General features: G+C 39.7%; 21 protein-coding genes and 1 pseudogene. 6 read left to right on the top strand and 16 right to left on the bottom strand.

The window, feature by feature from the left end; all coding sequences use genetic code 11:
• Positions 1-14: 14 nt before the first annotated feature.
• Together MKX62_RS24470 and MKX62_RS13765 are read right to left on the bottom strand one after the other, a co-directional pair.
• Positions 15-398: pseudogene (locus MKX62_RS24470) on the bottom strand (DEAD/DEAH box helicase); the annotation flags it as partial.
• Between the two features lie 418 nt (positions 399-816).
• A complete protein-coding gene (locus MKX62_RS13765) occupies positions 817-1,260 on the bottom strand; it encodes an SWIM zinc finger family protein (RefSeq protein WP_340741653.1) in 444 nt (147 codons plus the stop codon).
• A 213-nt stretch (positions 1,261-1,473) separates the two neighbouring features.
• On the opposite strand from MKX62_RS13765, the gene MKX62_RS13760 reads away from it, so the two are divergent.
• The 5 genes from MKX62_RS13760 (at position 1,474) to MKX62_RS13740 (ending at position 7,129) form a co-directional block, all read left to right on the top strand.
• Positions 1,474-1,983: a ferritin gene (locus MKX62_RS13760; RefSeq protein ID WP_067206752.1), complete on the top strand. Its 510-nt coding sequence runs from the start codon at positions 1,474-1,476 to the stop codon at positions 1,981-1,983.
• A 546-nt stretch (positions 1,984-2,529) separates the two neighbouring features.
• Positions 2,530-2,862: a DUF485 domain-containing protein gene (locus MKX62_RS13755; RefSeq protein ID WP_067206749.1), complete on the top strand. Its 333-nt coding sequence runs from the start codon at positions 2,530-2,532 to the stop codon at positions 2,860-2,862.
• A 15-nt stretch (positions 2,863-2,877) separates the two neighbouring features.
• Positions 2,878-4,428, top strand: a complete 1,551-nt coding sequence (locus MKX62_RS13750; protein WP_187046999.1) for a solute symporter family protein — start codon at positions 2,878-2,880, stop codon at positions 4,426-4,428.
• Positions 4,429-4,511: 83 nt separating this feature from the next.
• Complete coding sequence (locus tag MKX62_RS13745; RefSeq protein WP_340741652.1) at positions 4,512-6,431, top strand: DUF294 nucleotidyltransferase-like domain-containing protein; 1,920 nt, start codon at positions 4,512-4,514, stop codon at positions 6,429-6,431.
• 32 nt (positions 6,432-6,463) lie between these two features.
• On the top strand, positions 6,464-7,129 hold the full coding sequence (locus tag MKX62_RS13740) for a 3'-5' exonuclease (RefSeq protein ID WP_340741651.1): 666 nt from the start codon (positions 6,464-6,466) through the stop codon (positions 7,127-7,129).
• Positions 7,130-7,218: 89 nt separating this feature from the next.
• On the opposite strand, the gene MKX62_RS13735 is transcribed toward MKX62_RS13740, so the two are convergent.
• From MKX62_RS13735 to argC, 9 genes are all read right to left on the bottom strand, one after another.
• Complete coding sequence (locus MKX62_RS13735) at positions 7,219-7,344, bottom strand: hypothetical protein (protein WP_255428601.1); 126 nt, start codon at positions 7,342-7,344, stop codon at positions 7,219-7,221.
• The gene (locus MKX62_RS13730; protein ID WP_231885777.1) at positions 7,337-7,645 is read right to left on the bottom strand and encodes a hypothetical protein; all 309 of its coding nucleotides are present in this window, start codon (positions 7,643-7,645) and stop codon (positions 7,337-7,339) included. The genes MKX62_RS13735 and MKX62_RS13730 overlap by 8 nt, the downstream gene beginning before the upstream one ends.
• A 157-nt stretch (positions 7,646-7,802) precedes the next feature.
• Positions 7,803-9,185 (bottom strand): S-layer homology domain-containing protein, encoded by a 1,383-nt coding sequence (locus MKX62_RS13725; protein WP_340741650.1) that lies wholly within the window; start codon positions 9,183-9,185, stop codon positions 7,803-7,805.
• Positions 9,186-9,378: 193 nt separating this feature from the next.
• Positions 9,379-10,920: an S-layer homology domain-containing protein gene (locus tag MKX62_RS13720; protein ID WP_340741649.1), complete on the bottom strand. Its 1,542-nt coding sequence runs from the start codon at positions 10,918-10,920 to the stop codon at positions 9,379-9,381.
• A 173-nt stretch (positions 10,921-11,093) separates the two neighbouring features.
• On the bottom strand, positions 11,094-12,041 hold the full coding sequence (locus MKX62_RS13715) for a stalk domain-containing protein (protein ID WP_187046994.1): 948 nt from the start codon (positions 12,039-12,041) through the stop codon (positions 11,094-11,096).
• A gap of 633 nt (positions 12,042-12,674) precedes the next feature.
• Entirely contained in the window at positions 12,675-13,844 is a 1,170-nt protein-coding gene (locus MKX62_RS13710) for an acetylornithine transaminase (protein WP_187046993.1), read from the bottom strand.
• The gene (argB, locus tag MKX62_RS13705) at positions 13,823-14,602 is read right to left on the bottom strand and encodes an acetylglutamate kinase (protein ID WP_340741648.1); all 780 of its coding nucleotides are present in this window, start codon (positions 14,600-14,602) and stop codon (positions 13,823-13,825) included. The genes MKX62_RS13710 and argB overlap by 22 nt, the downstream gene beginning before the upstream one ends.
• Positions 14,565-15,791 (bottom strand): bifunctional glutamate N-acetyltransferase/amino-acid acetyltransferase ArgJ, encoded by a 1,227-nt coding sequence (argJ, locus tag MKX62_RS13700; RefSeq protein ID WP_340741647.1) that lies wholly within the window; start codon positions 15,789-15,791, stop codon positions 14,565-14,567. Before argJ ends, argB begins: the two co-directional genes overlap by 38 nt.
• A 15-nt stretch (positions 15,792-15,806) precedes the next feature.
• On the bottom strand, positions 15,807-16,841 hold the full coding sequence (argC, locus tag MKX62_RS13695; protein WP_340741646.1) for an N-acetyl-gamma-glutamyl-phosphate reductase: 1,035 nt from the start codon (positions 16,839-16,841) through the stop codon (positions 15,807-15,809).
• 217 nt (positions 16,842-17,058) lie between these two features.
• Here argC and MKX62_RS13690 point away from each other — a divergent pair, with 217 nt between their 5' ends.
• On the top strand, positions 17,059-17,838 hold the full coding sequence (locus tag MKX62_RS13690) for an enoyl-ACP reductase FabI (protein WP_187046989.1): 780 nt from the start codon (positions 17,059-17,061) through the stop codon (positions 17,836-17,838).
• Positions 17,839-18,596: 758 nt separating this feature from the next.
• Here MKX62_RS13690 and argH read toward each other — a convergent pair.
• The 5 genes from argH to MKX62_RS13665 all read right to left on the bottom strand — a co-directional run bounded on the left by argH (position 18,597) and on the right by MKX62_RS13665 (position 25,278).
• Positions 18,597-19,925 (bottom strand): argininosuccinate lyase, encoded by a 1,329-nt coding sequence (gene argH, locus MKX62_RS13685; protein WP_340741645.1) that lies wholly within the window; start codon positions 19,923-19,925, stop codon positions 18,597-18,599.
• Positions 19,926-21,449, bottom strand: coding sequence for a Na+/H+ antiporter NhaC family protein (locus MKX62_RS13680; RefSeq protein WP_340741644.1), 1,524 nt, complete (start codon positions 21,447-21,449; stop codon positions 19,926-19,928).
• Between the two features lie 158 nt (positions 21,450-21,607).
• Positions 21,608-22,711: a Ger(x)C family spore germination protein gene (locus MKX62_RS13675; protein ID WP_340741643.1), complete on the bottom strand. Its 1,104-nt coding sequence runs from the start codon at positions 22,709-22,711 to the stop codon at positions 21,608-21,610.
• The gene (locus MKX62_RS13670) at positions 22,708-23,790 is read right to left on the bottom strand and encodes a GerAB/ArcD/ProY family transporter (RefSeq protein ID WP_340741642.1); all 1,083 of its coding nucleotides are present in this window, start codon (positions 23,788-23,790) and stop codon (positions 22,708-22,710) included. Before MKX62_RS13670 ends, MKX62_RS13675 begins: the two co-directional genes overlap by 4 nt.
• A gap of 3 nt (positions 23,791-23,793) precedes the next feature.
• The gene (locus MKX62_RS13665; protein ID WP_340741641.1) at positions 23,794-25,278 is read right to left on the bottom strand and encodes a spore germination protein; all 1,485 of its coding nucleotides are present in this window, start codon (positions 25,276-25,278) and stop codon (positions 23,794-23,796) included.
• Positions 25,279-25,600 lie beyond the last annotated feature (322 nt).

The raw sequence follows: 25,600 nt of genomic DNA, 5'->3' as shown, positions 1-25,600 counted from the left end.
CCTGCTGAATAACCTTAAATCGATAATATCTCCCGAATATCGTCTTCCGATAACGAGGATAGCATCGTTTCACCCGTTTGAATAACTTGATCGATTAATTCCTTTTTACTTTGCTGCAATTCGTTTATCTTTTCTTCTATTGTTCCTTGGGCAATAAGCTTTATAACTTGAACAACGTTCTTCTGCCCCATTCGATGGGCTCTACCAATTGCTTGCTCCTCGATTGCTGGATTCCACCATAAGTCATAGAGAACAACCGTATCCGCACCAGTTAAATTCAGGCCAGTCCCGCCAGCTTTTAATGAAATAAGAAAAATCGTTTCAGATCCTTCATTAAAATCATCGACGAGTTGGACTCGCTCCTTGGCTGGCGTTTGACCATCTAAATAGAAGCAACTTTGTGACTTGCCATTTTCAAGCGAAAAGGAGAAAGGAAGATCTTCGTCTACAATTTGCAGTTGTCCATAAACGAAATCTTCTTGCTGAAAAACACAATTTTGATGTTGCAAGGTAGCAAGTAACTCATCTACCGCGTATGGAGGTATGACTATATCTTTTCCTGACCTACCGTTACCTCCCCAAGTACTCGTATCATAGATGGTTTCAGTTTTATAAAACTGCATTAATTTATGGATAATCGCCAAATCTTCCATTTGAAACACATGATATGCGGGATCATACGTAAAATGCTTGCCAAACTGCAAGTCAGTGTTTTGTGACATGCTATCGAATAACTGCCGAATATCCTTGACGATATATAATCGTTTAGTTCCAATTTTCATCTGAATGTCAAAAATATCTTTTTCTCTATAATAGCTAGCTAACGTATGTGCCCTCAATAGAAATTCTACTTTCAAATAGCACTTCATCTTCTGCATTCAATTCTGAACGATTGTTACTTTCTCCAAAGTAATCAATCAACTCTTCAGCTCGCCGATATCTTGCATTTTTCGTTCCACTCTTTTTGCTACTAGTAGCAACGTTTTGTTCATCGGCAATTGCCAAAAGCGTAGCACAAACATGCTTACACTCTCCACAGGAATAATGCGCAGGACAGTTACAATCATCATCAATGTCGTAACCATTCAATTCTATTTGAACAGTATACAACTTGCTTCCAGAGACTGTTGCACGCCATATATTCTTAGCACTATTTAATTGTAAACCATGTACTCTACCACTTTTATGGTAAGCTTCTCCTTTATTAAATGTAGAAGCCGTAAATATTCTTTTTATTAAACTAGTATCTAATTTGTTCATATATCTTCCCTCCGCCTATTTTCCCGGTGCGAACACTCACTTTTATCCTCTATTATACAATGTTCCAAGTTCTAACCGTAAATTTCATCTTTTCCTATCGCTAAAACTCCTAATACGACAAAATTCCGTGTTTTCAATCAAAATACGTGAATGAAAATCTAGATTAGGCTATGATAAAGAAGAATAGTCTTAACAATAAAAGGAGGCAATATGATGATTAGTCAACGACTAGCGGATGCTCTTAATCAGCAAATGAATAATGAGTTCAACGCTGCACAAGCTTATATGGCAATGGCTGCTTATTGCGAGCACAATAATTATGCTGGCTTTGCCAATTATTATCTTCAACAAGCCGAAGAAGAGCGTTTTCACGGCATGAAAATTTATAACTATATGAATGACCGTGGGTTACAAGCTAAATTCTCCGCAACGTCAGAGCCAAAAATCGAATTCGCGTCAGTATTGGATACATTTGAATCGGGTTTACTACAAGAAAAAGGCGTTACCAAGAACTTTTATGAATTAACGGACCTCGCTTGGGAAGAAAAAGAACATGCCACAATTTCGTTTTTGAGATGGTTCTTGGACGAACAAGTTGAAGAGGAAGCATCTTTCGATACACATATCGAGTATTTGAAGCGTATCGGAGAAGATAAAAACGCATTATATATTTATGAGAAAGAACTTGGGCAACGCGACTTCTCTGCAGAATCTGGAGAATGAATAAGTTCCAATTTTTTCACTACCCCTCTCTTCCTTGACGAAGATGAGGGGTATTTTTATACACTTTTTTTGTGATATACCTACATGTCTTAGACCTCATAACACTTTCCTCTCCCCCCAGATTGATAGGATACTAATACCCTATGACTTCACCTCCCTTTATAAATGTTGAACCATTGGATACTTAAATTGGCTGAGCGAAGGCGCCTTATAAGGGACACCCTCCCGCCGTAGTGAATTCAATGGGTTTCTGTATTTTAATATATATAAATTGGTTCCATCGTCTATACTTGCCGCTAATTCCTAGCCATTTGATAAGTTCCTTTTCTCGCAGTGACAAAACTAAGTTTTAACTATTCAGAAAAATACCTTGTGCGTTATCGGAAAATTTGGTAATGTGAAACTAGCCTTCTATTATATGATTAACATTTTTAACAGATTTAGTGCGTTTTTTACAAAATATGAAAGCGAATTCATCTAAAAGGAGGCTTATTACTTTACTAAACTACCAGTTTTCAACACTTCAGAAAAAAAGGGGATGAAATCGTGGGTAAAAATCCGAAGAAAAAGCAAGCAAGTGAAACCTTGGACTATGAAAAAATTATCAATACACCTGAATTCAAAAATTTAGTCAAACGAAAAAGAATCTTTTCTACGCCATACATTATTTTCTTTTTTATCGCCTATTTTACACTACCTATTCTCACCGGATATACAACCATACTTGAAAATCGAGCCATCGGTTGGATGACTTGGACATGGGTCTATTCATTAAGCATGTTCGTAATGGTATGGGTGTTTACATCCATCTATATGAACAAAGCGAAAAGCTTCGATATAGACGTTGAAGAAATTCTAAAGAAAAATGTTTTAAAATAAAGGGGGTACTTACACGTGGACAATATTATATCAATAGCAATTTTCGTTGCAGTGATTGGATTGACACTCGGTATTACTTACTGGGCTGCTAAACAGACAACAACTGCAAGTGATTTTTACACGGCTGGGGGATCGTTAACCGGTTGGCAAAACGGAATGGCGATTGCTGGGGACTACTTGTCTGCTGCATCATTCCTTGGAATTGCCGGAGCAATTTCGTTAAATGGATTTGATGGATTTTACTATAGTATCGGTTGGTTAACTGCTTATCTAGTAGTTTTATTTCTAATCGCCGAGCCGCTTCGTAATCTAGGGAAATTTACAATGGCTGACATGATTGGAGCACGTTTTGGAGCAAAAAAGGTTCGTGGCGCTGCAGCGTTAAATACAATTACGATTGTGTTATTTTATATGCTTGCTCAGCTTGTAGGTGCAGGTGCACTTATTAAATTACTTCTTGGAATTGACTACTGGATTGCAGTTCTAATCGTTGGTGTCATGATGACAATCTATGTACTATTCGGTGGTATGACTGCAACAAGTTGGGTTCAAATTGTTAAAGCGATTTTACTTATGATAGGAACCATTGTTATTTCATTCCTCGTTTTGTTAAAGTTTAATTTCAACTTTATTGGGATGTTTGATGCCATGAGAACGGCAACACCACATGGCGATGCCTTCTTACATTCCGGAATAATCTATAAAGATCCGATTGGTTTGATCTCTGTACTAATTGCACTCGTTTTAGGTACGGCTGGCTTACCGCATATCTTAATGCGTTTCTTCACGGTAAAAGATGCGAAAACAGCTCGTTCTTCTGTTATTTATGCAGTTTGGATTATAGGTATATTCTACGTCTTAACCATTTTCCTTGGATTCGGTGCAGCTAAGTTTGTTGGTGTAGATGCCATTGTTGCTGAGAATGCTGCTGGGAACATGGCCGCACCAATGTTAGCGGGTGTGTTGGGAGGATCAGCACTTGAGTCATTCGTTGCAGCGGTTGCGTTCGCAACGATTCTAGCAGTTGTTGCCGGACTTGTTTTGTCAGGAGCTTCAGCTATTGCACATGATATTTACGCAGAAATTATTAAAAAAGGAAAAGTAACAGAGAAACAACAAGTAAGAGCTGCAAGATTCGCTGCACTTGCTGTTGCTATTGTCTCAATCATTTTAGCACTAGGTGCGGAAAAATTGAATGTCGCGTTTCTTGTTTCACTCGCATTCTGTATCGCCGCCTCTGCGAACGTTCCGACAATTCTTCTTACGATCTATTGGAAAAAATTCAATACGACAGGCGCAGTTGCTTCAATGTTAACCGGTTTGATTGTCGCGCTTGTTCTTGTTGCATTAAGTCCTAGCGTTATTAATCCTGTAGAAGGAGCGGCGTTCTTCGTTGGGCAACCACTCTTCCCATATTCGAACCCTGCCATAATTTCAGTTCCAGCAGGATTCTTAGCAGCGATTATTGGTACACTCGTTTCATCTAAGAAATTCGAAGCTGAAGAGGTTTCTTATGCCGAAGTGAAATTTAAAGCAGAAACAGGTTATAGAGAGCTAGAACGATAATTCACAGCAAAAAATCCCCCTCCCTAATTTAACTGGACGAGGGGGATTTTTCTCTAAAAAGATGAAGGTGGAGGAAATTCATAATGAACAGTGCACAACAAAAAATATATAAGAAAGTGCATGACCAGCCTATTTTCAGAGGATTAACTGAGGAAAAATTTGCTGAACTAATGGCTGAATGCAAAATTACCTATTATCGGAAATCTGCAAAAGTGAATTACTTTATAACACCTCATGAAGGGTTGTTACTCATTTTAACAGGGACAGCAGAGATATTCATTGTTGGTGATGATGGGCAATCCTTCGCCCTTGAAGAAGTTCAAGAAGGTGAGGTAATCGGTTTTTCAAATATCGCTTATTATTTAGGTGAATCCAATAGGCCGCTCGATCGTCATCGTCTTGTATTGGAAGTAGTAGAAGATTCCTATTGTCTACAGATTCCATATGCTGTCCTAAAAGAAAGAATAGATGACACGGATGTCCGTGACGCTATTTTGAAACTCATGTCTATTCGTCTCGCAAATGTCTATGCTTCCCTTGGTGAGCAGGTTAAGTTGTCAGATGAGTGGGGAGAAAGCGAGCCTTATGTTCGTCGTGTCGAAGACTTTATGAACTCCTCTGTGATTACGGCCTCTGAAGATGCGTCAGTTCAGCAAATAGCACGAATAATGGTCGATAACTCAATCAGTTCGCTAATGGTCGTGGATCAGGAAGAGCAACTAATCGGGATCATTACAAAAAAAGACCTTGTCCAAAGAGTCGTTGCACAAGTGGCAAACGGCGAACTGAAAGCTAAAGATATTATGACAAAAAAACCGCATACTATTTCACGTCATGATTATTATTACGAAGTCCTTTCGGCATTTTATAAGAATGGGGTAAAACACTTACCTGTTGTCGAAGGTAATCGTTTGGTAGGTATAGTTACACTGTCCAATCTTATTTTTAAGCGTGATCGTGGATCAATGGGTGTATTGAAAACGATTGAAGAGGCTTCTTTCGAAAATTTACCTGCAGTTAAAAACGCGATTTACGATGTGTTATCTAGTTTAATTAACGATGATATCTCTACCATTCATACGTTGGAGATTATTACAAAACTATACGACCGACTCGCACGACACTGTGTGAAACTCGCTGTACAGTCGTTAGAAAGGCAAGGTAAAGGAACACCGCCCGTCCCCTTCGCATGGTATGAGATGGGAAGTGGTGCTAGGGGCGAACAATTCATGTTGACGGACCAGGATCACTTCCTTGTCTACACCGACCCACAGGAAGATGATAAGAAGCACGTGGCGTTTTATTTTTCATTGCTTGGTGATGCAATTGTTAAGCATTTGGAGAAAGCTGGCTATTCCAGATGCGTCGGAAAAATGATGTCAAGCGAGGTACAGTGGCGCGGTTCCGTTTCCGATTGGCAGCAACGTCTACGTAACTGGGCGCTTAAGGCGACTAATGATGATATATTACTTGGCTATAACTTTTTATCTTTTCGTTTTCTAATGGGTGATGCATCGTTACATAATCATTTTGTTCGGATGGTACAAATTCAATTGAAGTCCTCACAAACTTTTCTTTATCACATGGCGCAGCAGGAACAAAACAATCCCATACCGCAAGTAAACCAGTCCTTTTTGGCATTATTTAAAGGAAGAGGAACCCGAGAAATCATTGACATTAAAAAAAACGCATTGTTTCCAATGCATCATTGCCTACAAATACTGGGCGTTCAAAAAAATATCATTACACGCACACCATTACAATTAGTAGACGACCTTGTACAATTAGGTGAACTATCGGCTGGCTTTGCCGATGATATACGTCATGCATATGAAATTGCACTAAGAACACGAATTCAACTGGCTTGGAAAAAACATCTGCGAGATGAATCTATTACCACAGAAATTCAGTTTGCATCGATGCGAAGATGGCAACAGGATGAAATAACAACGATGTTAACGACAGTCCACGCGCTGCAATCACATCTACTTGCAAAATTATGATCTATTTTCGCTATCGCTTGGAGGCAATATGTATGTTTTGGAGAAAACAACGATTAAATTATAAGTTGGATCAATCATTTTTGCTGAATACAAAGTTGCGTGATATGCCGTTTACTGTCTTCGATACTGAAACGACTGGGTTTGCAATTGCTGCCGATGACGGACTCATTGAAATTGGAGCTGTCCATGTCGAAAAGTCAGAAGTAACGAATCGTGTATTCCAGACCTTTGTAAAGCCATTAGGTGAAATACCTGAATATATTACTAGGTTAACTTCTATTGAACAATACCATGTAGAAAATGCCCCAACTGCGCTCGAAGCTATAGAGAGCTACTTTCAGTTTATTGAGGATACGAAGAGTGGAGGGTGGATTGGACATCATGTAAGCTTTGATACGCTGGTCATAAAAAAAGAATTACAGCGTGTGAAATACTCCTACGAAGAACCCACTTCTTTTGATACGCTTGATTTAATCGATTATTTAAATCCATCTTGGGACCAACTAGATCTCAAAGAGTACGCACAGCTATTTGGCACGCCACTATTTGAACGCCACCGCGCACTTGGAGATGCACTGACAACAGCTCATTTATTTGTTGAATTATTGAAGCATCTTGAAGAAAAAGGAATTATAACGCTGGCGGATTTACTGCGATTGAAACACAGTAATCTTCGTCTAAAGACAGCTCGGTTTTAGCTATAGCTAATAAAACAGGACCCGCTGATTTATTTGGAGTCCTGTTTCCCCTTTTTCGTGCTTATAGGATGAAGAAACATTATTAATTATTATAGATCTACCACTTCCGTCAACTCCCCTAAATTCGTCGAGCCAAAAACTAGGAGAAGAAGAAATACGATTAAGATGACCGTATTAATAAAACTTCCGGCGTCAAAACCGATTTTTTCACTCACGTCCGTTCCCCCTGTCTTTATTCATTCGCCTTTTTATTCCCTCAAATAACTCGTCTAATGTTAGATCACCATTTTTCTCTAGAAAATCAGTCATTTCATTTACTTTTTTATCGTTTAAACTTTTAAACTCTCCTAGCAATGTAACTGATATGACTGGTTTATCCCTAAATAGTTGAACGGAATCGACTTTCAGTTTGCCGAGCAAAAGGAGTGATGCCGCTACAATTTCAAGATCTTTCCCTTTCAAGAGATCGCCCAGCGTGTATTTTGTATTTGGATTTTGATTGAAATTATTGTACACGCCTAAACACATCCTTTTTCGGGATAGTGATTCGTACTTTGGTGCCTTATTGTTTATCTTATGTTAAAGGCTTTATGTTTGTGTTTGGAATTCCTTTAGAAAGGGAGTTTCAATTCCTTATTACCACAAAAAAAAACACCCCGAAGGATGCTTTTCGTCATTTTTTCAGAATGTGTTTTTTCCCCTTACTATCTTCAACTATGATTTCAGTGTCCATTACAGTCATATCTTGCGCTTGGATAGTAGACAACCTTTTCGTTTTACCATTCAGCATACTGTAGGCGAAAACACCTTTTTTATTGAAATAATACATGGCACTAGAATCATATTTAATCGATTTATTATTTTGGTTTACGTTAGGTTTCACTTTTGAACCTTTTATGTCGTCAAAAATGACACGCGCATCAAACTCATGAACTTTCTTTATGCCAAAGCCAATTTGATCGGCTGAATAAAGGATTAACATATCATCAGTATTAACTTCCTCATTAAAACCTTTATCGAATTGACGAACCTTTTTCTCTATCGTGAAGTAGATTTCAAAATTATGGAGTGTTACATTCCGGATAACATTGCTATTCGGAAGGTTATACATGGTAATATCGTTGTACTTGTCACCAGTTGTGCTTAATTTCTCACCCGTTATCGATGATACCATTAGACCGTAATCTGTTGGCAACCCGCTCTTTATATCAACTTCTTTCCAATAAGGAGTGAAGATTTGATTATTGAACAAGATGATGGGAAATCCATTTCTAAGCTTTTGCTCTACATAGCCATCTGAATCACTGAAATCATCTTCTGACAGTAAGATAATTTCCTCTTTTGTCTTTTGATTAATTTTCACAAGTTTGTTAGTTTTCACTGTGTATATCCAACCGTCCCGTTCAACTTCTACACCTTTTTCACTGACAGCAGAACGATAACCCGCAAGTTTCATTTTGTCATCAAGAGCACGGGCTAGGAAAGAAGAAAATTGCGAACGTGTTACCGGATTTCCCGGTTTGAACGTTCCATCTTGGTATCCACCTGCTATCAAGTTTTTAGCTAAACTATTGATATCCTTAAAAGCCCAATTTGCTGGCGATACATCGACAAATGTCGGCTGATTGTCCATTGGCAACTCGAATGCTCTGCGCAAGATTGCCGCCATTTGCGCTCTTGTCGTGATTTCTCCGGGGCGCATATAACCATTTTCTCCACGAAGAATACCAAGTTCACTGACTGTCGTCAAGGTTTGATAATGTTTAGATATATTGGAAACGTCTTTAAATTGCACTGTCGGTTTGTCAATCAGCTTAAAATCGAGCGCTTTCACAAGCATTGCTGCGACCTGAGCACGCGTGATGGGTTCATTCGGTCGGAACGTTCCATCTGGATAACCACCGATAATGTTTTTATTATACAAATAAATAATATCTCCATTCGGTCCCTTTAAATCGGAAAATGGGTTTGAATCGCGCCCTGTTTCTGCTTTCGCAATAGGAATAATAGTAAATACTAGCAGGAATGCAACAAGTGCCATGGTAAATTTCTTCATTTTAATACCCCCTTATTCTAGTAAATTATAACATATGTATTGGAAGTAAGACTCCCTTATAAGGTGCCTTCGCTCAGTTTATATAGGTATTCATTTGTTCAATAAATAGTAATTTCATTGAATAGATGGACCGTTTTCATGAAAAAAAGACGGTGAACCAATTTCCCAATCGGTTCACAATCTAGTGTAGTGGTTATTTCAAATATCTTCTTGAGCCCGCATAGTTTGCTTTGTATGGGTGTGTATCAATGGATACAATTTCCACGTTTCTGCTTGAATTGGGTGCGTGAATCATCTGACCTTTTCCGATATACATGCCGACGTGATAGACCTTCCCTTTGCCTTGATTGTACGCAAAAAATAGTAAATCGCCCGGTTGCATACTTTTCCTTGCAACAGGTGTACCATTCACCGCCTGGACGAATGAATCACGCGGAATCATGATGCCGTGATTTTTGTACACCGAATGGATAAGACCCGAACAGTCAAAGCCAAAACCTGATATCCCTGACCAGATGTACGGAAGTCCAAGAAACATCTTGGCACTATCGACGATATCTTGTTGAGTCGGTTTTGGTATTGCAGCAAAGTTTTTAACGACTTTTGCATCTTGCTTACGCAAATATTTCACACCATTGGCAGGCGTTTGAACGTGTAACCAATCCCCTTCTTCCTTAATGACAGGAAGCATTGTTGTGTAGCTGATATCCATGAACTTGTTGGCCTTTTTCGGTTCATTATAAAGAGTAGCGATATTCGTATCAACGATTGCTAGTTGGCAATCCGTATAATCAGTCGTTATTTCCGTCACATGAGATTTCGGAACCCATCCTGGATATCCCGCTTTATTCCTAGGCGTGTATTGGTCCTTTACAGCAATTTCATGCCAGTTTCCGCTACTTTTTAGAATAACAACTTCTTGCCCATAAAGGGCTTGTGTATCTGTTTTTCCAACAAGCCATAATTTTTGACTGACAGACATGCTTTTCGCCCACTTTTGAATGTCGGTAGGATTAGAAATAGAAGGACGGTCCACTACACGATTGTTGTTCGGTGATTTCCATAAGTTTGTCACCTGCACAGCAACAACTGCCGTCTTTTTACCGTCAGACTTATAGCAGACAGGCTGTTTTTTAAATTCTGGGTTCAGTATTCGTGCGAGAAACACACCGAAATTCGCTTTTGTAATGAATGCTGTTGGCTTATATGTATTGTTTGGATAACCCGTTGTGATTTCATTAGCGAAGAGCGTTTTAATAGAATCAGACGCCCAGTATGCCGAATCGACATCTTTGAAAGTCTGTTCTGTTGTTCCCTTCAACTCAAAAGCCTTGACTAAAATTGCTGCCATCTGTCCCCTTGTTAACTTATTGTTTGGCATGAACTCGCCGTCAGCATTACCATTGACGATACCTTCATCGGTTATTGTCGCAATGATGTCGTATCCTTCGTCTTCTGGAGTGACGTCGGTGAAGTTTGGATCGGGTCGGTCTACCGTTTCGAGTCCTAACGCCCTAATAATCATAGCTGAAGCTTCAAGGCGCGTAATTTCTTCATTCACCCCAAAGTTTTGTGCTGGGTCTGCAAAGATAATACCGCGCTCCGCCAAAAAATCTAATTCTGCTTTCGACCCGTACTTATCATTGACGTCTTTAAATAATGGTGCCGCAGAAACATTGTCGAATGTAGCTAACATAACAAGCAGCACAGTAAAAAATACCATAATCTTTTTCATCAAACATAAACTCCTTTTCTAGTGAAAGATTGTATATTAACAGTACAGGAGATTGAACATTCTGTATAGTGGTACTTCATGAAATAACATAGAAAAAAGCCTGAAACGCCTGACCTTTTACAGGGCAGTCCCATCGTTTCAAGCTTTTTTTCATATGCCATGCTTTTCGATTGTTAGTTTTGGATTAGTAGCTCCAAGAAGTCTTCTGAAACGTATGTTTTCATACCTTTCAATTCTGGTGCAACTTCGAATTTACGAATGCTTTTATTATAACCATACATGTTGTCGCCGCGTTTAATAGTGAATGAACTGTTATCCAATGTAACAAGTGCACCATTTACTTTTGGTTGAGAAAGAACATGATAACCAAGATGCTCAGCGACTATACGAAGTGGAATCATCTTAACGCCATTTTTCATGTAGTGGTCGTTAGCGATGATGTCTTGTAAGCCTGTTGATACTTCTGGTTTTTCTTCCGGCTCAACTTCAGGCGCTTCTACTGTTGCATTATCCAAAGCAATAATTTTAGTTGGTGGTGTTTGTGGTGGTAGGCTTCTCGTTGTGATTGAGTAAAATACCATCAATTCTTTACCGTTCAACTCTTTCAATTCGATTGCTTTACCTTGTTGATTGAAAAGAGGCGTATCTTTGCCGATATTCAATTTCAACTCGCCATCCAAGCTTAAGAATTCTTTGTCAAACTGGCTGACTTTCACTTCACCAAAAACTTCTTCATCGTTTAAAATGACAATTTCAGGTGTCACTGTTGCCGGATAAATCAGGATCATAGGTTTATTTTTATCATAATAGGCTGAAACAGTTGCACCCTTTTTAAAGTCTGCTGGCTTTAAAGATTTTGTCGTCCCACTATTAAATAGCAAGGAATTATCATTGATGCGCAAAATCGTAATCATTTTATCTTCATTTTCAATCGTTACACGAATTCCCTCTTCTTCTTTTTCAATTTCTTGAATGACACCCGTAGCTTTCATAAAGTTTGTCGTAACTTGTTCTTTTTCACTAATGGCTTGTGTAGTATCTTCTTGTGCTTGTGCTGAATAGCCACCCACTACGCTTCCTGCTAATAGTGCTGCCAATGCGATTGTACCGATTTTCTTCATAATATCTCTCCTCACTTTTCCTTATTCAATTGATTAGACGGAGGACGATGGAAGAAGTTTCATTTTTTTTGGCGGGGCCATTATGGGATATGATCGGTCGGTCGGGTTATTTGATCGGGGCGCGGGGGTTATGATCGGGATGCCGGGGTTATGATCGATACGGCAGGGTTATGATCGGGACGACGGATTTATGATCGATACGTCAGGGTTATGATCGGGACGCGGGATTGATGATCGATGCGTCAGGGTTATGGGGGCGCCCGAGTTATGATCGATGCGACATGGTTATGATTGGGGCGCCCGAGTTATGATCGGTGCGACATGGTGATGATCGGGACACCGGATTTATGATCGGTGCGACATGGTTATGATCGGGGCGCCCGAGTTATGATCGGTGCGACATGGTGATGATCGAGACACCGGATTTATGATCGATACGACTGATATATGATCGGGTTGCCAAATTTATGATCGGGACGCCCTTTTTGCATCATTGGGTATGCTTATCAATTGTATGAATGTTTCGTTTCAAATACAAAAAGACCCGCTAGTTTTAGCGAATCCTTTTGTTTTAACCTTCAGACTGAGGTCTATTGAATAGCGCTTCACTGAACGCCTTAATTCAAAAGATCATTACGTTATTGCCGTTTTTTCGGGGAGTAGAACTGCTGATAGAATATCCACAGCTTGGTCGATTTCTTCGTATGTAACCGTTAACGGTGGTAATAGTCGAATGACGTTAGCTCCTGCTTGAACGAGCAGTAAACCTGCTTGTTCTGCCTGTTGAATGAATGGCAGAATCTCCTCTTCGCATTCAATACCGAGTAACAGACCCGCCCCACGAATAGAAAACTGGTCTTGCGGCAATAATGCCTGCACTTTTTCAATCAAGTAAGTCGATTTGTCTTCTACTTCTTGTAGAAACTTCTTCTTAAATACAATATCGACAACTGTTTGTGCAACTGCAACGGCCAGTGGATTACCTCCAAATGTCGTGCCATGCGTTCCTGGGCCGAATGAAGGCAAAAGCTCACTTGATCCAAGCATGGCACCAATCGGGAATCCACCGCCTAATCCTTTGGCAAGTGTAATGATATCTGGTTCAAGGTTTGTCTGCTCATAGGCATATCGCGTTCCCGTACGGCCAATGCCCGTCTGTACTTCATCGACAATGAGTAAAATACCTTTTGACTTACAGATATCTGTTATTTTTTGTGCAAAGTCCGGGTCAATTTGGTTGACGCCACCTTCTCCTTGAATAACTTCTAGCATAATTGCGGCTACATCGCCGTCAATTGCAGCTTCCAGTTGTTGTTCGTCATTGTATGGAATGATACGAAATGTTTCTAGCAGTGGACCGAAGCCCTCACGAACCTTCGCTTGCCCAGTCGCAGACATGGCGCCGAATGTCCGGCCATGAAAGGATTGTTCGAAGGTAATGATGACGTTTTTCTGTGTATGCTTTCGAGCTAATTTAATGGCTGCTTCATTTGCTTCAGCACCGCTGTTACAGAAAAAAGCATGGCTGAAAGGTGTATCCTTTATAAGCTTAGCTGCCAACAGTTCCTGCTCGGGGCTTTCGAATAAATTTGAGACATGCCATAGTTTTTCACTTTGCTGTTTGACTGCTTCAACGAGCGCTGGATGTGCATGACCAAGACTGACGACCGCGATTCCACTTATGAAGTCGAGGTACTCTTTTCCTTTATCATCCGTCACGACTGTACCTCGCCCTTTTACAAGATGAACTGAACGACGTGCGTAATTTTGAAATAGCGTAGTCAAATGAAAACCTCCTCGCATTTAATTATGGTACCTTCTAATTGCTGTCCGACAATTTGCACCGATGGAATACCTGCATCTAGACAATCAAGTGCAGCTTTCACTTTCGGTAACATGCCTCCGTATATTTCGCCTGTTTCGATCCACTGGACAATTTCGGTCGGTGATGCCGTTTGTTGAACACTTCCTTCTATTTGAATGCCAGGAGTATCCGTCACAAGAAGCAGGCTGTCTGCATTTATTGCCAGAGCAATCTTACTTGCGACTGTGTCCGCATTAATGTTGAGAGGAGCTCCATCTTCTGTTGCACCGATACACGAAATAACTGGCACAAGCCCATCTTTAAGAAGTGTTTCTATTAATTCGATGCGGACATCCTGGATTTCTCCTACAGAGCCGTACAGTTTTTCATTCAACACTTTACATGTTAGGAGATTTCCATCGTATCCGCTAAGGCCAATCGCATCGATGCCACCTTTATTTAATTGATGGACGAGGGCTGGATTCACTTGACCTATTAATGTCGATTGAACTATCCCCACTGCTTCTTTCGACGTTACACGGATACCGTTTACTACGGATGATAACACTTTATTTCTGGCAAGTTCTTTATTAATAAAAGGTCCGCCTCCGTGAACAAGCACTACATCATTATCGGCTTTTTGCAGTTGTATCATATTCTTGAAAAAGTCTTCATTTAACCCTTCCAACATACTTCCACCGAGCTTTATTACCATTCGTTTACGAGCGATAAGTTGCGTTGATTTGGACATAGTCATATGTTAAATCGCACCCCCATGCTACTCCCTTACCAATTCCCTGATGAAGATCCACACTAATTTTCACTTCCGGTTGTTTCAAATAGATCAGCAGTTGCGCTTCGGAAAATGGGACAGGCGCCCCGTTTTCAACAACAGTTGTTGGACCGATTTTAATTTTTATGGCATTCGGATCCAGCGTGGCCCCACTATAGCCGACAGCCGCGATAATTCTTCCCCAATTGGCGTCACAGCCAAAGATAGCCGTCTTCACAAGCGGTGAACCAACCACCGTTTTAGCAATTTTACGTGCTTCGATATCCGTAATCGCTCCTGATACTTCGACTTCAATAAGCTTCGTCGCGCCTTCTCCATCTTTCGCAATCATTTTCGCAAGGTCTTGAGAAACAGCATGCAATGCTTCCGTGAATTGTTCCCAGTCCGGATGTGCCGGCGTCAATGAATTATTCCCTGCCATCCCATTTGCCATTACGAGCACCATATCGTTTGTAGATGTATCGCCATCTACTGTAATCGAGTTAAACGTCAAATCTGTCACCGTTTTGAGAGCAGCTTGTAGATGAACTGATTCAATCTTAGCGTCTGTTGTGATGAAACCGAGCATTGTTGCCATATTTGGATCAATCATCCCTGATCCCTTTGCAGTTCCGGCGATAGTGATCTTTTTGCCATCAATCACTGTGCTGTATGCTGTATTTTTTGTTACGGTATCTGTCGTTAGAATCGCTTGTGAAAATAGAATCGAACCTTCTAATTCAGAACTTGGCTCAAGCTTTTGAATTCCATTTACAATCGGTTCCATTCGCATCATCTCACCGATAATTCCAGTGGATGCAACTCCTACTAATGCAGGTGCAATACCGAGTTTTTCTGCCGCTTTTTGTTGCATAAGACGGGCATCTTTCAATCCTTGCTGGCCTGTACACGCATTCGCATTTCCCGAATTAACAATGATTGCCTGCATTTTCCCCGTTTGTTGCATCGCTTCTTTTGTAATCATTAGCGGTGCCGCCTGAATTGCATTCGTTGTAAATACACCTGCAACATTTGCGGGTACTTCACTAACGAGTAATGCCAAATCATTTTTCTTATGTTTAATTCCACAATGGATGCCCGTGGCTTTAAAACCAATTGGGGACACGATGTTATTTCCCGATATGCGCTTTAGAGCTAAAACTGTTGTCGTCATAATACTCCCCCTAAGTTAGATGAATGCCGGGACAAGTGACAGGCCGGTTATTTCCTCGAGACCGAATTGAACGTTCATGTTTTGAATGGCTTGCCCTGCTGCCCCTTTGACTAAGTTGTCGATGACAGAAACGATTGTTGCCCGATTCGTCCGCGGGTCCACTTTCACAAGGAGATCACAATAGTTTGAGCCGTATACTTGATTGGTTCCAAACTTATCTTTTTCTTGCATAACACGAACAAATGGATGATTAGCATATGCTTCTTTCAGACAATCAATGAGGTGAGCTTCTGTTACCCCCTCCACAACTGGTGCATAACTCGTCGCCAGAATTCCTCTTGTCATAGGAACAAGATGTGTACTAAATGTGATAGGTGGAATTTCTTTTGCAAAGAATGCCAACGCCTGCTCAATTTCTGGAATATGCTGATGCTGATTTAATTTATAGATGGCTGTATTTTCATTTGTTTCGCTGAAATGTGTCATCTGACTAGGCTGATTGCCAGCACCGGATACGCCGCTTTTTGCATCGATAATTAACTGGCTTGCATCGATTGCATTTTCTTTCAATAATGGCAATAGCGACAACAGAACCGCTGTTGGGTAACAACCCGGATTGGCAATTAACTGCGCTTGCCGGATTGCCTCATAATTCCATTCAGTCAATCCGTATACGCTCTTCTCAACAGCTGACGCCGGTGCTGGTTCTTTTTTATACCACTGCTCATATTGAGACAGATCTTTTAAACGGAAATCTCCCGACAAATCGATAAGCTTCGGTCCTTTTCCGATTAACGGAGGAAGAAGTTTGCTGGCAACACCAGCTGGAGCACTTGAGAATACGACATCGAATTCCGCTAACCTGTCTAGCTCTATTTTTTGAAGTGGCTGATTGACTATATTCATAAGATGTGAATACTTATGTGAAAAAACTACACCTTCTTCAGATGAAGTGAATAATTCAATTTGTTCGACTTTTGGGTGGTTATGCAGTAGCCGGATGAGCTCAAGTCCACCGTACCCTGATGCGCCAATGATTCCTACTTTCATTACAATCACCCCTGTTTATAAGTTATTCTTATTATATGTATGCATAATTATAAAGTCAACTGTATTTTTATTTATGTTTGAATTATGTATCTTTGAATACGTTTTCATTTTTATGTAATGGCTATTCACAACTTCTGAACAAATGTGCTATAATTCTTTTAGCATCTGGTACTAATAATAGGTATATAAGATTTTATTACCTACTCAGGAGGTTACTATGGACGATTTACTTAAAATTAAAGGTAAGAACATTGTTGTAATGGGCGTGGCAAATGAACGAAGCATTGCTTGGGGCGTCGCAAAAACACTTTTTGCAGTCGGTGCAAATGTTATTTTCACATATAGAAAAGAGCGTTCACTTGCTAAACTTGAAAAACTATTAAGTGCAGCCGGTTTTGAAGCAAAACTGATTGTGCAATGTGATGTAAATGAAGATGAAAGTATCCATGAAGCATTTGGGAAAATTGGCGCTGAAGTCGGTACAATTCACGGAGTTGTCCATTCACTTGCATTTGCGCATGCAGAAGATCTGAAAAACGACTTTGTTGAGACTACGAGAAGCGGATACGCATTTGCGCAGGATACGAGTTCTTATTCACTCATTGCGACTGCTAGAGAAGCACGTCCATACATGACAGACGGTGGTTCGATCGTAACAATGAGTTATTTAGGCGCGCAACGTGTGCTTGATGGCTATAATGTGATGGGTGTTGCTAAAGCAGCGCTTGAAGCATCTGTGAAGTACTTGGCGTTTGACTTGGGGAAAGAAAATATCCGTGTCAACGCAATCTCAGCTGGTGCGATTCGCACACTGTCTGCAAAAGGCATAGCTTCCTTCAATACGATTTTGACTCAAATTGAAGAAAACGCTCCATTAAGACGCAACGTCACACAAGAAGAAGTAGCGGACATGACACTTGTTACGTTGAGCAATCTGTCCCGCGGCGTAACTGGTGAAATCATTTATGTAGATGCTGGCTATAATATTATGGGTTAAGAAAATAGCTTGAAAGGATAAATTGTCCTTTCAAGCTATTTTTTTGTTTCGATATGAGGAGTGTTAACATATATCTCTGGGGACCAAGCATATATCGCCCTAACCGATCATATAACCCGCTTACCAATCATATAAGCCACTTACCAATCATATAATCCGCCACCCGAGCATATTTCCCCCTAACCGATCATATATCCCGCTTACCAATCATATTTCCCCCTTACCAAGCATATATCCCACTTACCAATCATATCCCACACTTACCAAGCATATATCCCACTTACCAAGCTTATAACCCACTTACCAAGCATATATCCCACTTACCAATCATATAACCCACTTACCGATCATATATCCCACTTACCGATCATATATCCCACTTACCAAGCATATAACCCACTTACCGATCATATATCCCACTTACCAAGCATATAACCCACTTACCAAGCATATATCCCACTTACCAAGCATATAACCCGCTAACCGATCATATATCCCACTTACCAATCCTATTTCCCCCTTACCAAGCATATAACCCACTTACCAAGCATATAACCCACTTACCGATCATATCCCCCGCTAACCAAGCATATATCCCACTTACCAATCATATATCCCGCCAACCAAGCATATATTCCGCCAACCGAGCACACTTCTCCCTAACCGATCATATCCCTCCGCACACCGAGCATAACCCCCCACTTACATGCCACAACATAAAATAAAAAGGACTGTCCTTTTTCAGACAGTCCCATCCTTTATTTCCCCACTTGCTTCATCAAGTGCTTATTCCCTTTTGTAATAATATTTTCATAATCAATGTAATCATATATATCATCCGTAATTTGCTCGCTAAACTCAGCCAACTCTTCGACCGTCAAATCCTCGATTGCTTTCTTCTGTTGCTCACAATAAATAATCAATCTGCCAACGATTTCGTGTGCATCGCGGAATGCTGTTCCTTTGCCTACTAAATAATCGGCAACTTCTGTCGCGTTGAGGAAGCCTGCTTTAATCGCTGCTTTCATATTATCCGCATTGACGTGTAGTGTATCAATCATTTGCGACATAATTTCAAGGCAGTCCATTACCGTATCCAGTGCGTCGAAAAATTGTTCTTTATCTTCCTGCATGTCTTTATTATAAGTAAGAGGCAATCCTTTCAAAGTCGTCAACAATGAAAACAAGGAACCATAGACACGTCCCGTTTTCCCGCGAATTAATTCTGCAGCATCAGGATTTTTCTTCTGCGGCATAATGCTACTTCCCGTTGAATAGGCATCTGCCATATCAATGAATTTAAATTCTTGGCTACTCCATAAAATAAGTTCTTCGCTCAAACGACTCAAGTGCATCATAACAATTGAGAAATCCGACATTAATTCAAGTAAATAATCGCGATCACTAACGCCATCCAGGAAATTATCCACAGGTTTCGCAAAACCTAATAACGCTGTCGTTACGTCGCGGTCGATATTATGCGTTGTACCAGCAAGCGCTCCGCAGCCTAATGGGTTTTCATCCAAAATTTCAATCGCATTGCTTACACGCTTTTTATCCCTTTGGAACATTTGTGCATAAGCCCCTAAATGGTGGCTAAACGTAACGACTTGCGCACGCTGTAAATGTGTATAACCAGGCATAATTACGTTGTTTGCTGCCCCTTTAGTATTCAGTGAATCGATAAGCATTTGCAGACTGTCCATCACTTGCGCCGCTTTGCCTTTTGCATACAAGCGCATGTCTACAGCGACTTGATCATTACGGCTACGGGCTGTATGTAGTTTCTTTCCTGTTTCTCCAATACGTTCCGTCAAATGCATTTCTACGAATGAATGGATATCCTCGTAATTGCCTTCAACTTTAATCGCCCCCGTTTCGATATCTTGCAAAATGGATTCGAGCCCACCCACTAGCAGTTCACCTTCTTCTGGCGTCAATAAATCACAGTGCACCAGCATCGTAACATGTGCTAAGCTTCCTGCAATATCCTCTTTATACAACCTATGATCAACAGGTAATGATGTATTAAATTGCTCCATTATTTCATCCGCACGACTTGTAAAACGTCCGCCCCAAAGTTTCATTTATACTCTCACTCCTTTTTTGTATTTTCTTGCATTCAGTCTCGATAATACAAGTACTGCTAAAATAAGAAGAATGACTGTCAAAAGCAATGTACCTGCACTTCCTGTAATACCAGCAACGATAAAACCGACAAATGCAATCGACGCATTCAAAAGTGCATACGGGAATTGTGTTTTCACGTGATCAATATGATCTGCCCCTGCGCCTGTAGAGGATAAAATCGTCGTGTCTGAAATCGGCGAACAATGATCGCCGAAAATCCCACCCGAAAGAACTGCTCCAATACAGACTAACAGATGTGCATCGAGTGTGACAGCCATCGGTATAGCAATAGGTAGCATGATTGCGAATGTTCCCCAAGATGTCCCTGACGCGAGAGCCATTCCGGCACCGACAACGAAAAGAATTGCTGGGATGATGAACGCAGGAACATTTCCTTGCATTGCTTCAACAATAAAACTTGCTGTACCCATCTCATTTATCACTTTACCTAGCGACCACGCTAAGACAAGCGTAACGGCAACATACACCATTTTTTGCATACCCGTTGTATAGATGGAGAAAATTTCGTTAAACTTTTTAACTTTATAGATAAGCATTAAAATGACAATCGCTATTGCTGCGAATAAGTATGCCGTCGATAAAGCAATCCTGAAATCATTCCCAGGTACTGGTTTCAAAGGGAATCCGAATGAAACTAATAGCCCGAATAAAGTTATGAATAATACTAATAAAGGAAGCAGGATTAAACTTGCATGACTTCCCTTGGTCATGTCCTCACCTTGCTCCGCCTTTCGAAGAGGTGTTGACGTTGGCCAATAAAGAGCACCAGTCTGCTGTACCCTTCTTTCCGCTTTCGACATAGGACCGAAATCCAGTTTTGTTATCGCCATAAGCGGCACCATCATAACTGCTAAAATTGCATAAAATTGAAATGGAATGACCTGTACTAACGTACTGAATTCAGAGGTCGTAATGTTCAACAAATCAAATTCATTTTTAATGAGTCCCATGATATAAACACCCCATCCGATGAACGGGATTAATACCGCCACTGGAGATGATGTTGAGTCAATAATCCAAGCGAGCTTCTCTCTAGAGATTTTCGCTTTATCAAAAATCTTCTCAAACACGGGACCTACGATTAGAGGCGTTCCAATATCGGAGAAAAAGATGAGAACACCGCCAAACCAAGCACCGAGTTGCGCTCTCACACGTGTATTAATAAACTTCGTTGCTTTTTCTGCAAGAGCCGCACCACCACCCGACTTCTCCATAAGTGCAACAAATCCTCCTATGAAAAACAGTAAAACCAAAACTGCAGCGTTATAGCCATCTGCCACTTGTGGAAACAAATAATTTCCGATTGTCTCCATTGTCGCTTCAATCGGGCGACCTCCAACCAGAATTAGAACACCTATATATACGCCCGAAAATAACGATATGACGACATTTTTCGTTACAATCGCCAATATAACTGCAATTATTGGAGGGATTAAAGATACAATACCCATGTGTTCCATTAAAATCCCCTCTTCCATTCACTAATATGTATAAATATGAATTATATTTCATAATTAATCAATTAGCAAGAAGTATTAATGAGCTGAGTTTAATAGAACTATTTGTTCTACTATCAAGATGAAACAAGCGCAACAAATCGTTACGCTTGCTTCATTATCTATTTTATAATACCTGTATTAAGAAGGTCGAAATTTACACTTACTTTGTATTCTACCGAGGAAATTATTTTTCCGGTTAACTTTTGATCCCATTTCCCTTTGTAATACATCCTGAAATAATCACTAAATCCGACGGGGTCAACTTCTAATTTCCGTAGTTTTTCTAGGAGATCTTTTACTTCCTCTTCAACGTGTTTACTAATATCGTCCTGCAATTCCGCAAAATCTCCATCTCTGATCAAATCTTTATTTCCCTTATATTCAACAAGGGATCCCTGCAATTTGATTCGAATAGACAATTGTGGAGAGTTCAAGTTTTTATTACTTTTAATAGCCACTTTATTTTCTATCAATTCAATATGCAGTTCTTCTTTGTCCAAACCCTTGTCAAGTCTAATCTCAAGTGGAGCGAGTTTGTCCAACCCTTTCATTGCCTGGACCATTGAAGATTGTTTACGTGATATTGTTTCAATCATTTTTCCACCATCAAACAAAGCAACGCTTTCAATTTTAATCGATTCCTCTTTTTTTTCTAAATAAGGCATTGACGCATGAGATACTGTACTCGTTTCTGAATTAATAAAGTCATGCAGTGTTGTAAAAGGACTAAATGATGTATGCATTTTGGGTTGTAACAAATCATATAAATACATATTTATACTTGGAATGTTAGGAAGATTTCCTTTCAATATATCTTCTGCTTTATCTTTCACAATCGCAAGACGTATATTATTCCCAACGGTCGCATCACGGTAGAAATGTTTAGCAATCACTATTACATCACTTTTCTTAGCATACTCTTCGCTAAATAAAATTGTTCGCAGCTGGTTTAATGAGATCATTTTACCCGCCTGCGAAGAGACCTCCGTGAACCCCTCCTGGATTAAGGATGTATTTACTGAAAAGTTTTGTGTAATTTCCTGTGATTCACCTGTCGACTGTGGAATAGACACCGTCATCCTTACTTCATCTTCACTGATATAATCGAATGCAATACTGCTAATCATCGATAAATCCTCAACGGAATTTGAAGGTTTTTTTTGTGAACAACCACCTGTACACAGCAAACAAATTAGGGTTATGAAGAATATAAACCGTTTCATTTTACAACCTCTTTTTTTATTTTCAGTAAATGGATCATGCACAAGAAGATTGGCCAAATCATAAATCCATAGTTAATATAATAAACGCGTTCATAAACCATCTTTTGATATTCAGCTGGAAATGGAATGCTAACTATGCCAAACACAATAACAGCTATCATGTATAAATGACTCCATTTTTCTTTTGCCCGTATTGAATCCAACCCTTTTTTTGCAACCCATAAGAACGCAGCCGCGGTTGTGAGGATTAGAAAAACCCACAGTGATATAGCTAAAACATCAACTCGCTCAAGAAAAGGAAGAGTAACTGCGTTAAGCAAATATAAAACTGGATACATCACATTTTCAAGTTGCCATTCGGAATAATACATAACACTTGCAAAAACTGTCAGTAGATATACTAATACTGTGATCCATATGCCCAATGAAGCTTGTTTAAACGCTTTTTTCTGTTGGATAATATATGGAAAATAAAAAAGAATTATTTCAAAACCGGTCATTGCTATAAATCCATTTTTTGTTGCTGTGAAAAACTCCTGTTTAGTAAAGTTAAAAAGAGGAAGAACATGTTTAATATCCCCTTCGCCAATTGCCCATTTCAAAAAAAAGAGAATCCAAATCACTAGAAAAAAACTAATGATACAAAATCGTGCGATTGATTTTATGCCGCTGCTGACAATGTAAACGAGCAAAATCATGAATATGATCAAAGGCCCGATTATTGTCCGGTCTGGCAACGCAATAATTTGAATTAGGTCTAAATAACCTTCAATAACAGACGACAATGTCAACGCTGCATATACAATCAAAATTCCATTCAGACATTTCCCAAGCCATTTGCCAAACAATAACTCGTGAATCTCGAATAAACTATGTTGATTATATTTCAGGGCAATCCAAATCATCGGAATAAGTAACAGGTTTGCGAAAACTCCGAACAGGAGTGGAAACCACCACTGACTAAAGCCGACCGGGCTTAGTAAATTCGGCAAAGTTAATAAAATGTTGCCGCTCATCACAAGATGGACAAGAAAGACGACATGATATCCGTTCAATACCTTTGTTTCGTTTTGATCCATGACCTATTCCTTTCCGTCTTTAGGGAGTACTTTTTTACTTTCCGCACTTGCGACACCCTTTTTATGTTTCAGGAAGGAGGATGGCGCCAAAACAATGCTGTCCAGAAGGTCTGTCCACTTTCTAGGGATAACAGGTGACATAAAAGGAGTTCCTAAAGATGTTAAATTTACTAAATGAAAAATAAGCCATGCAAATGCTATCATTTGTCCGTATAAACCGAAGAATCCCGCTGATAAGATAAATATATATCGAACAAAGCGACTTGCATTACTCATTTTAAAACTTGGACGTAAAAATGAAAGTAGTGCTGAAATGGCTACTAATACAATCAATATATTACTGACCAGACCCGCTTCAACAGCCGCTGTGCCAATAACGATACCGCCGACAATACCAATTGTTTGCCCGATTTTGGTCGGCATCCGGGACCCTGCTTCCCTTAGTACTTCAATAACCAGTTCCATGAAAAGAACTTCAATGACTGGTGGGAAAGGAACCCTACTTCTGGATTCATATATACTTTTCAACACTTCGTAAGGTAACATTTCAGGATGGTGAGATAAGGCTGAAATGTAAAAAGGAGTTAGCATTATCGTTAAGAAGAAACCGAAAAAACGGATACAACGAAGTAATGTGGCAGTGGTCCAACGATTATAATAATCTTCCGGAGACATGAAAAAGCCAAGAAAAGAGCTCGGACAGATCATTGCGCCATTACTGTTGTCCATCATAATAACGACTCTTCCGTCAATTAAAGAGCTAGTTATCAAATCAGGTCTCTCGGTTATATGGTATTGAGGGAATGGAGAGAATTGATGGTCTTCCATCAACTGGGCTAAAATGGAGATATCTTCAAAATGTCTATAGTTAATCGCATCAATTTTATTAATTACCTTAGTCAAATTGTTCTCTTCTACAATTTTTTCGATATATATAACGGAAATTTTAGTATTTGTTTCCGTCCCTATCCTAAAGTCGCGATTTTTTAATCCAGTATTATGTATCCGTCTTTTAATGAGGGATAGGTTTGTTTGCAGAGATTGCGTAAATGAATCCCGCGGACCACTGACCGTTGATTCAGTATCTGAATTAGAGATTGTACTAGTTGGTGGGCTATAAGTATTCACAATTGCGAACAGATCTTTTGAATGAAAGTAAATAACAGTATTTCCTTCAGCGATTGAAGATAAAACACTAGGAAGATTGACTTTCTCTGGCACATAAGCCGATTTTAGCAAGTCTTCCTTTTGATCTAACAATGGAAAGATAACAGTTCTGTGCAAAGTGAGTTTTTCGATAAGTGAGCTAAAGTAAATGATTGTCACAAGCTCATCGGATGTTTGAATGTCTTTAATTACGGCATCATTTATTCCAGTTAACTCGTTCTTAATCGCGGCAATCGTAATGAGCACTTTGTCGTTCTGAGCGGATGTAGAATTGGATGTTCCTTTATACTGACTATCCTCCCCTCCTTGCAAAAAGCTCATCAAAATCACCTTCCTTTTTGGATACTGTTAGTTTCACTATCTCCTAAATCATGATAATTTATTCTAATTGTGGGTAGTATACAGCATAATTTCCTCTTTTATAATATGTTGAAATAAAGAATTTCATTGGATTGGTAAGGCGCCTTTGCACTGTTTAAATAGATATTCATTTGTTCAAGACTTAGGGTAAAGAATTGATGAAGTGCTAGCTCTTTTCCTTGCTGTCCGAATCTGTCAGTGTTACAATTGGAAAACGTCTTAATTTAGCGAGTGATAGCTATGAATGCATTCAACTTAAACGATTATACGAATACCCAAAAAC

It is taken from the genome of Sporosarcina sp. FSL K6-5500 (genome assembly GCF_038005665.1).
Lineage (GTDB): Bacteria > Bacillota > Bacilli > Bacillales_A > Planococcaceae > Sporosarcina > Sporosarcina psychrophila.
This window is presented reverse-complemented; position numbering and strand designations above follow the sequence as displayed.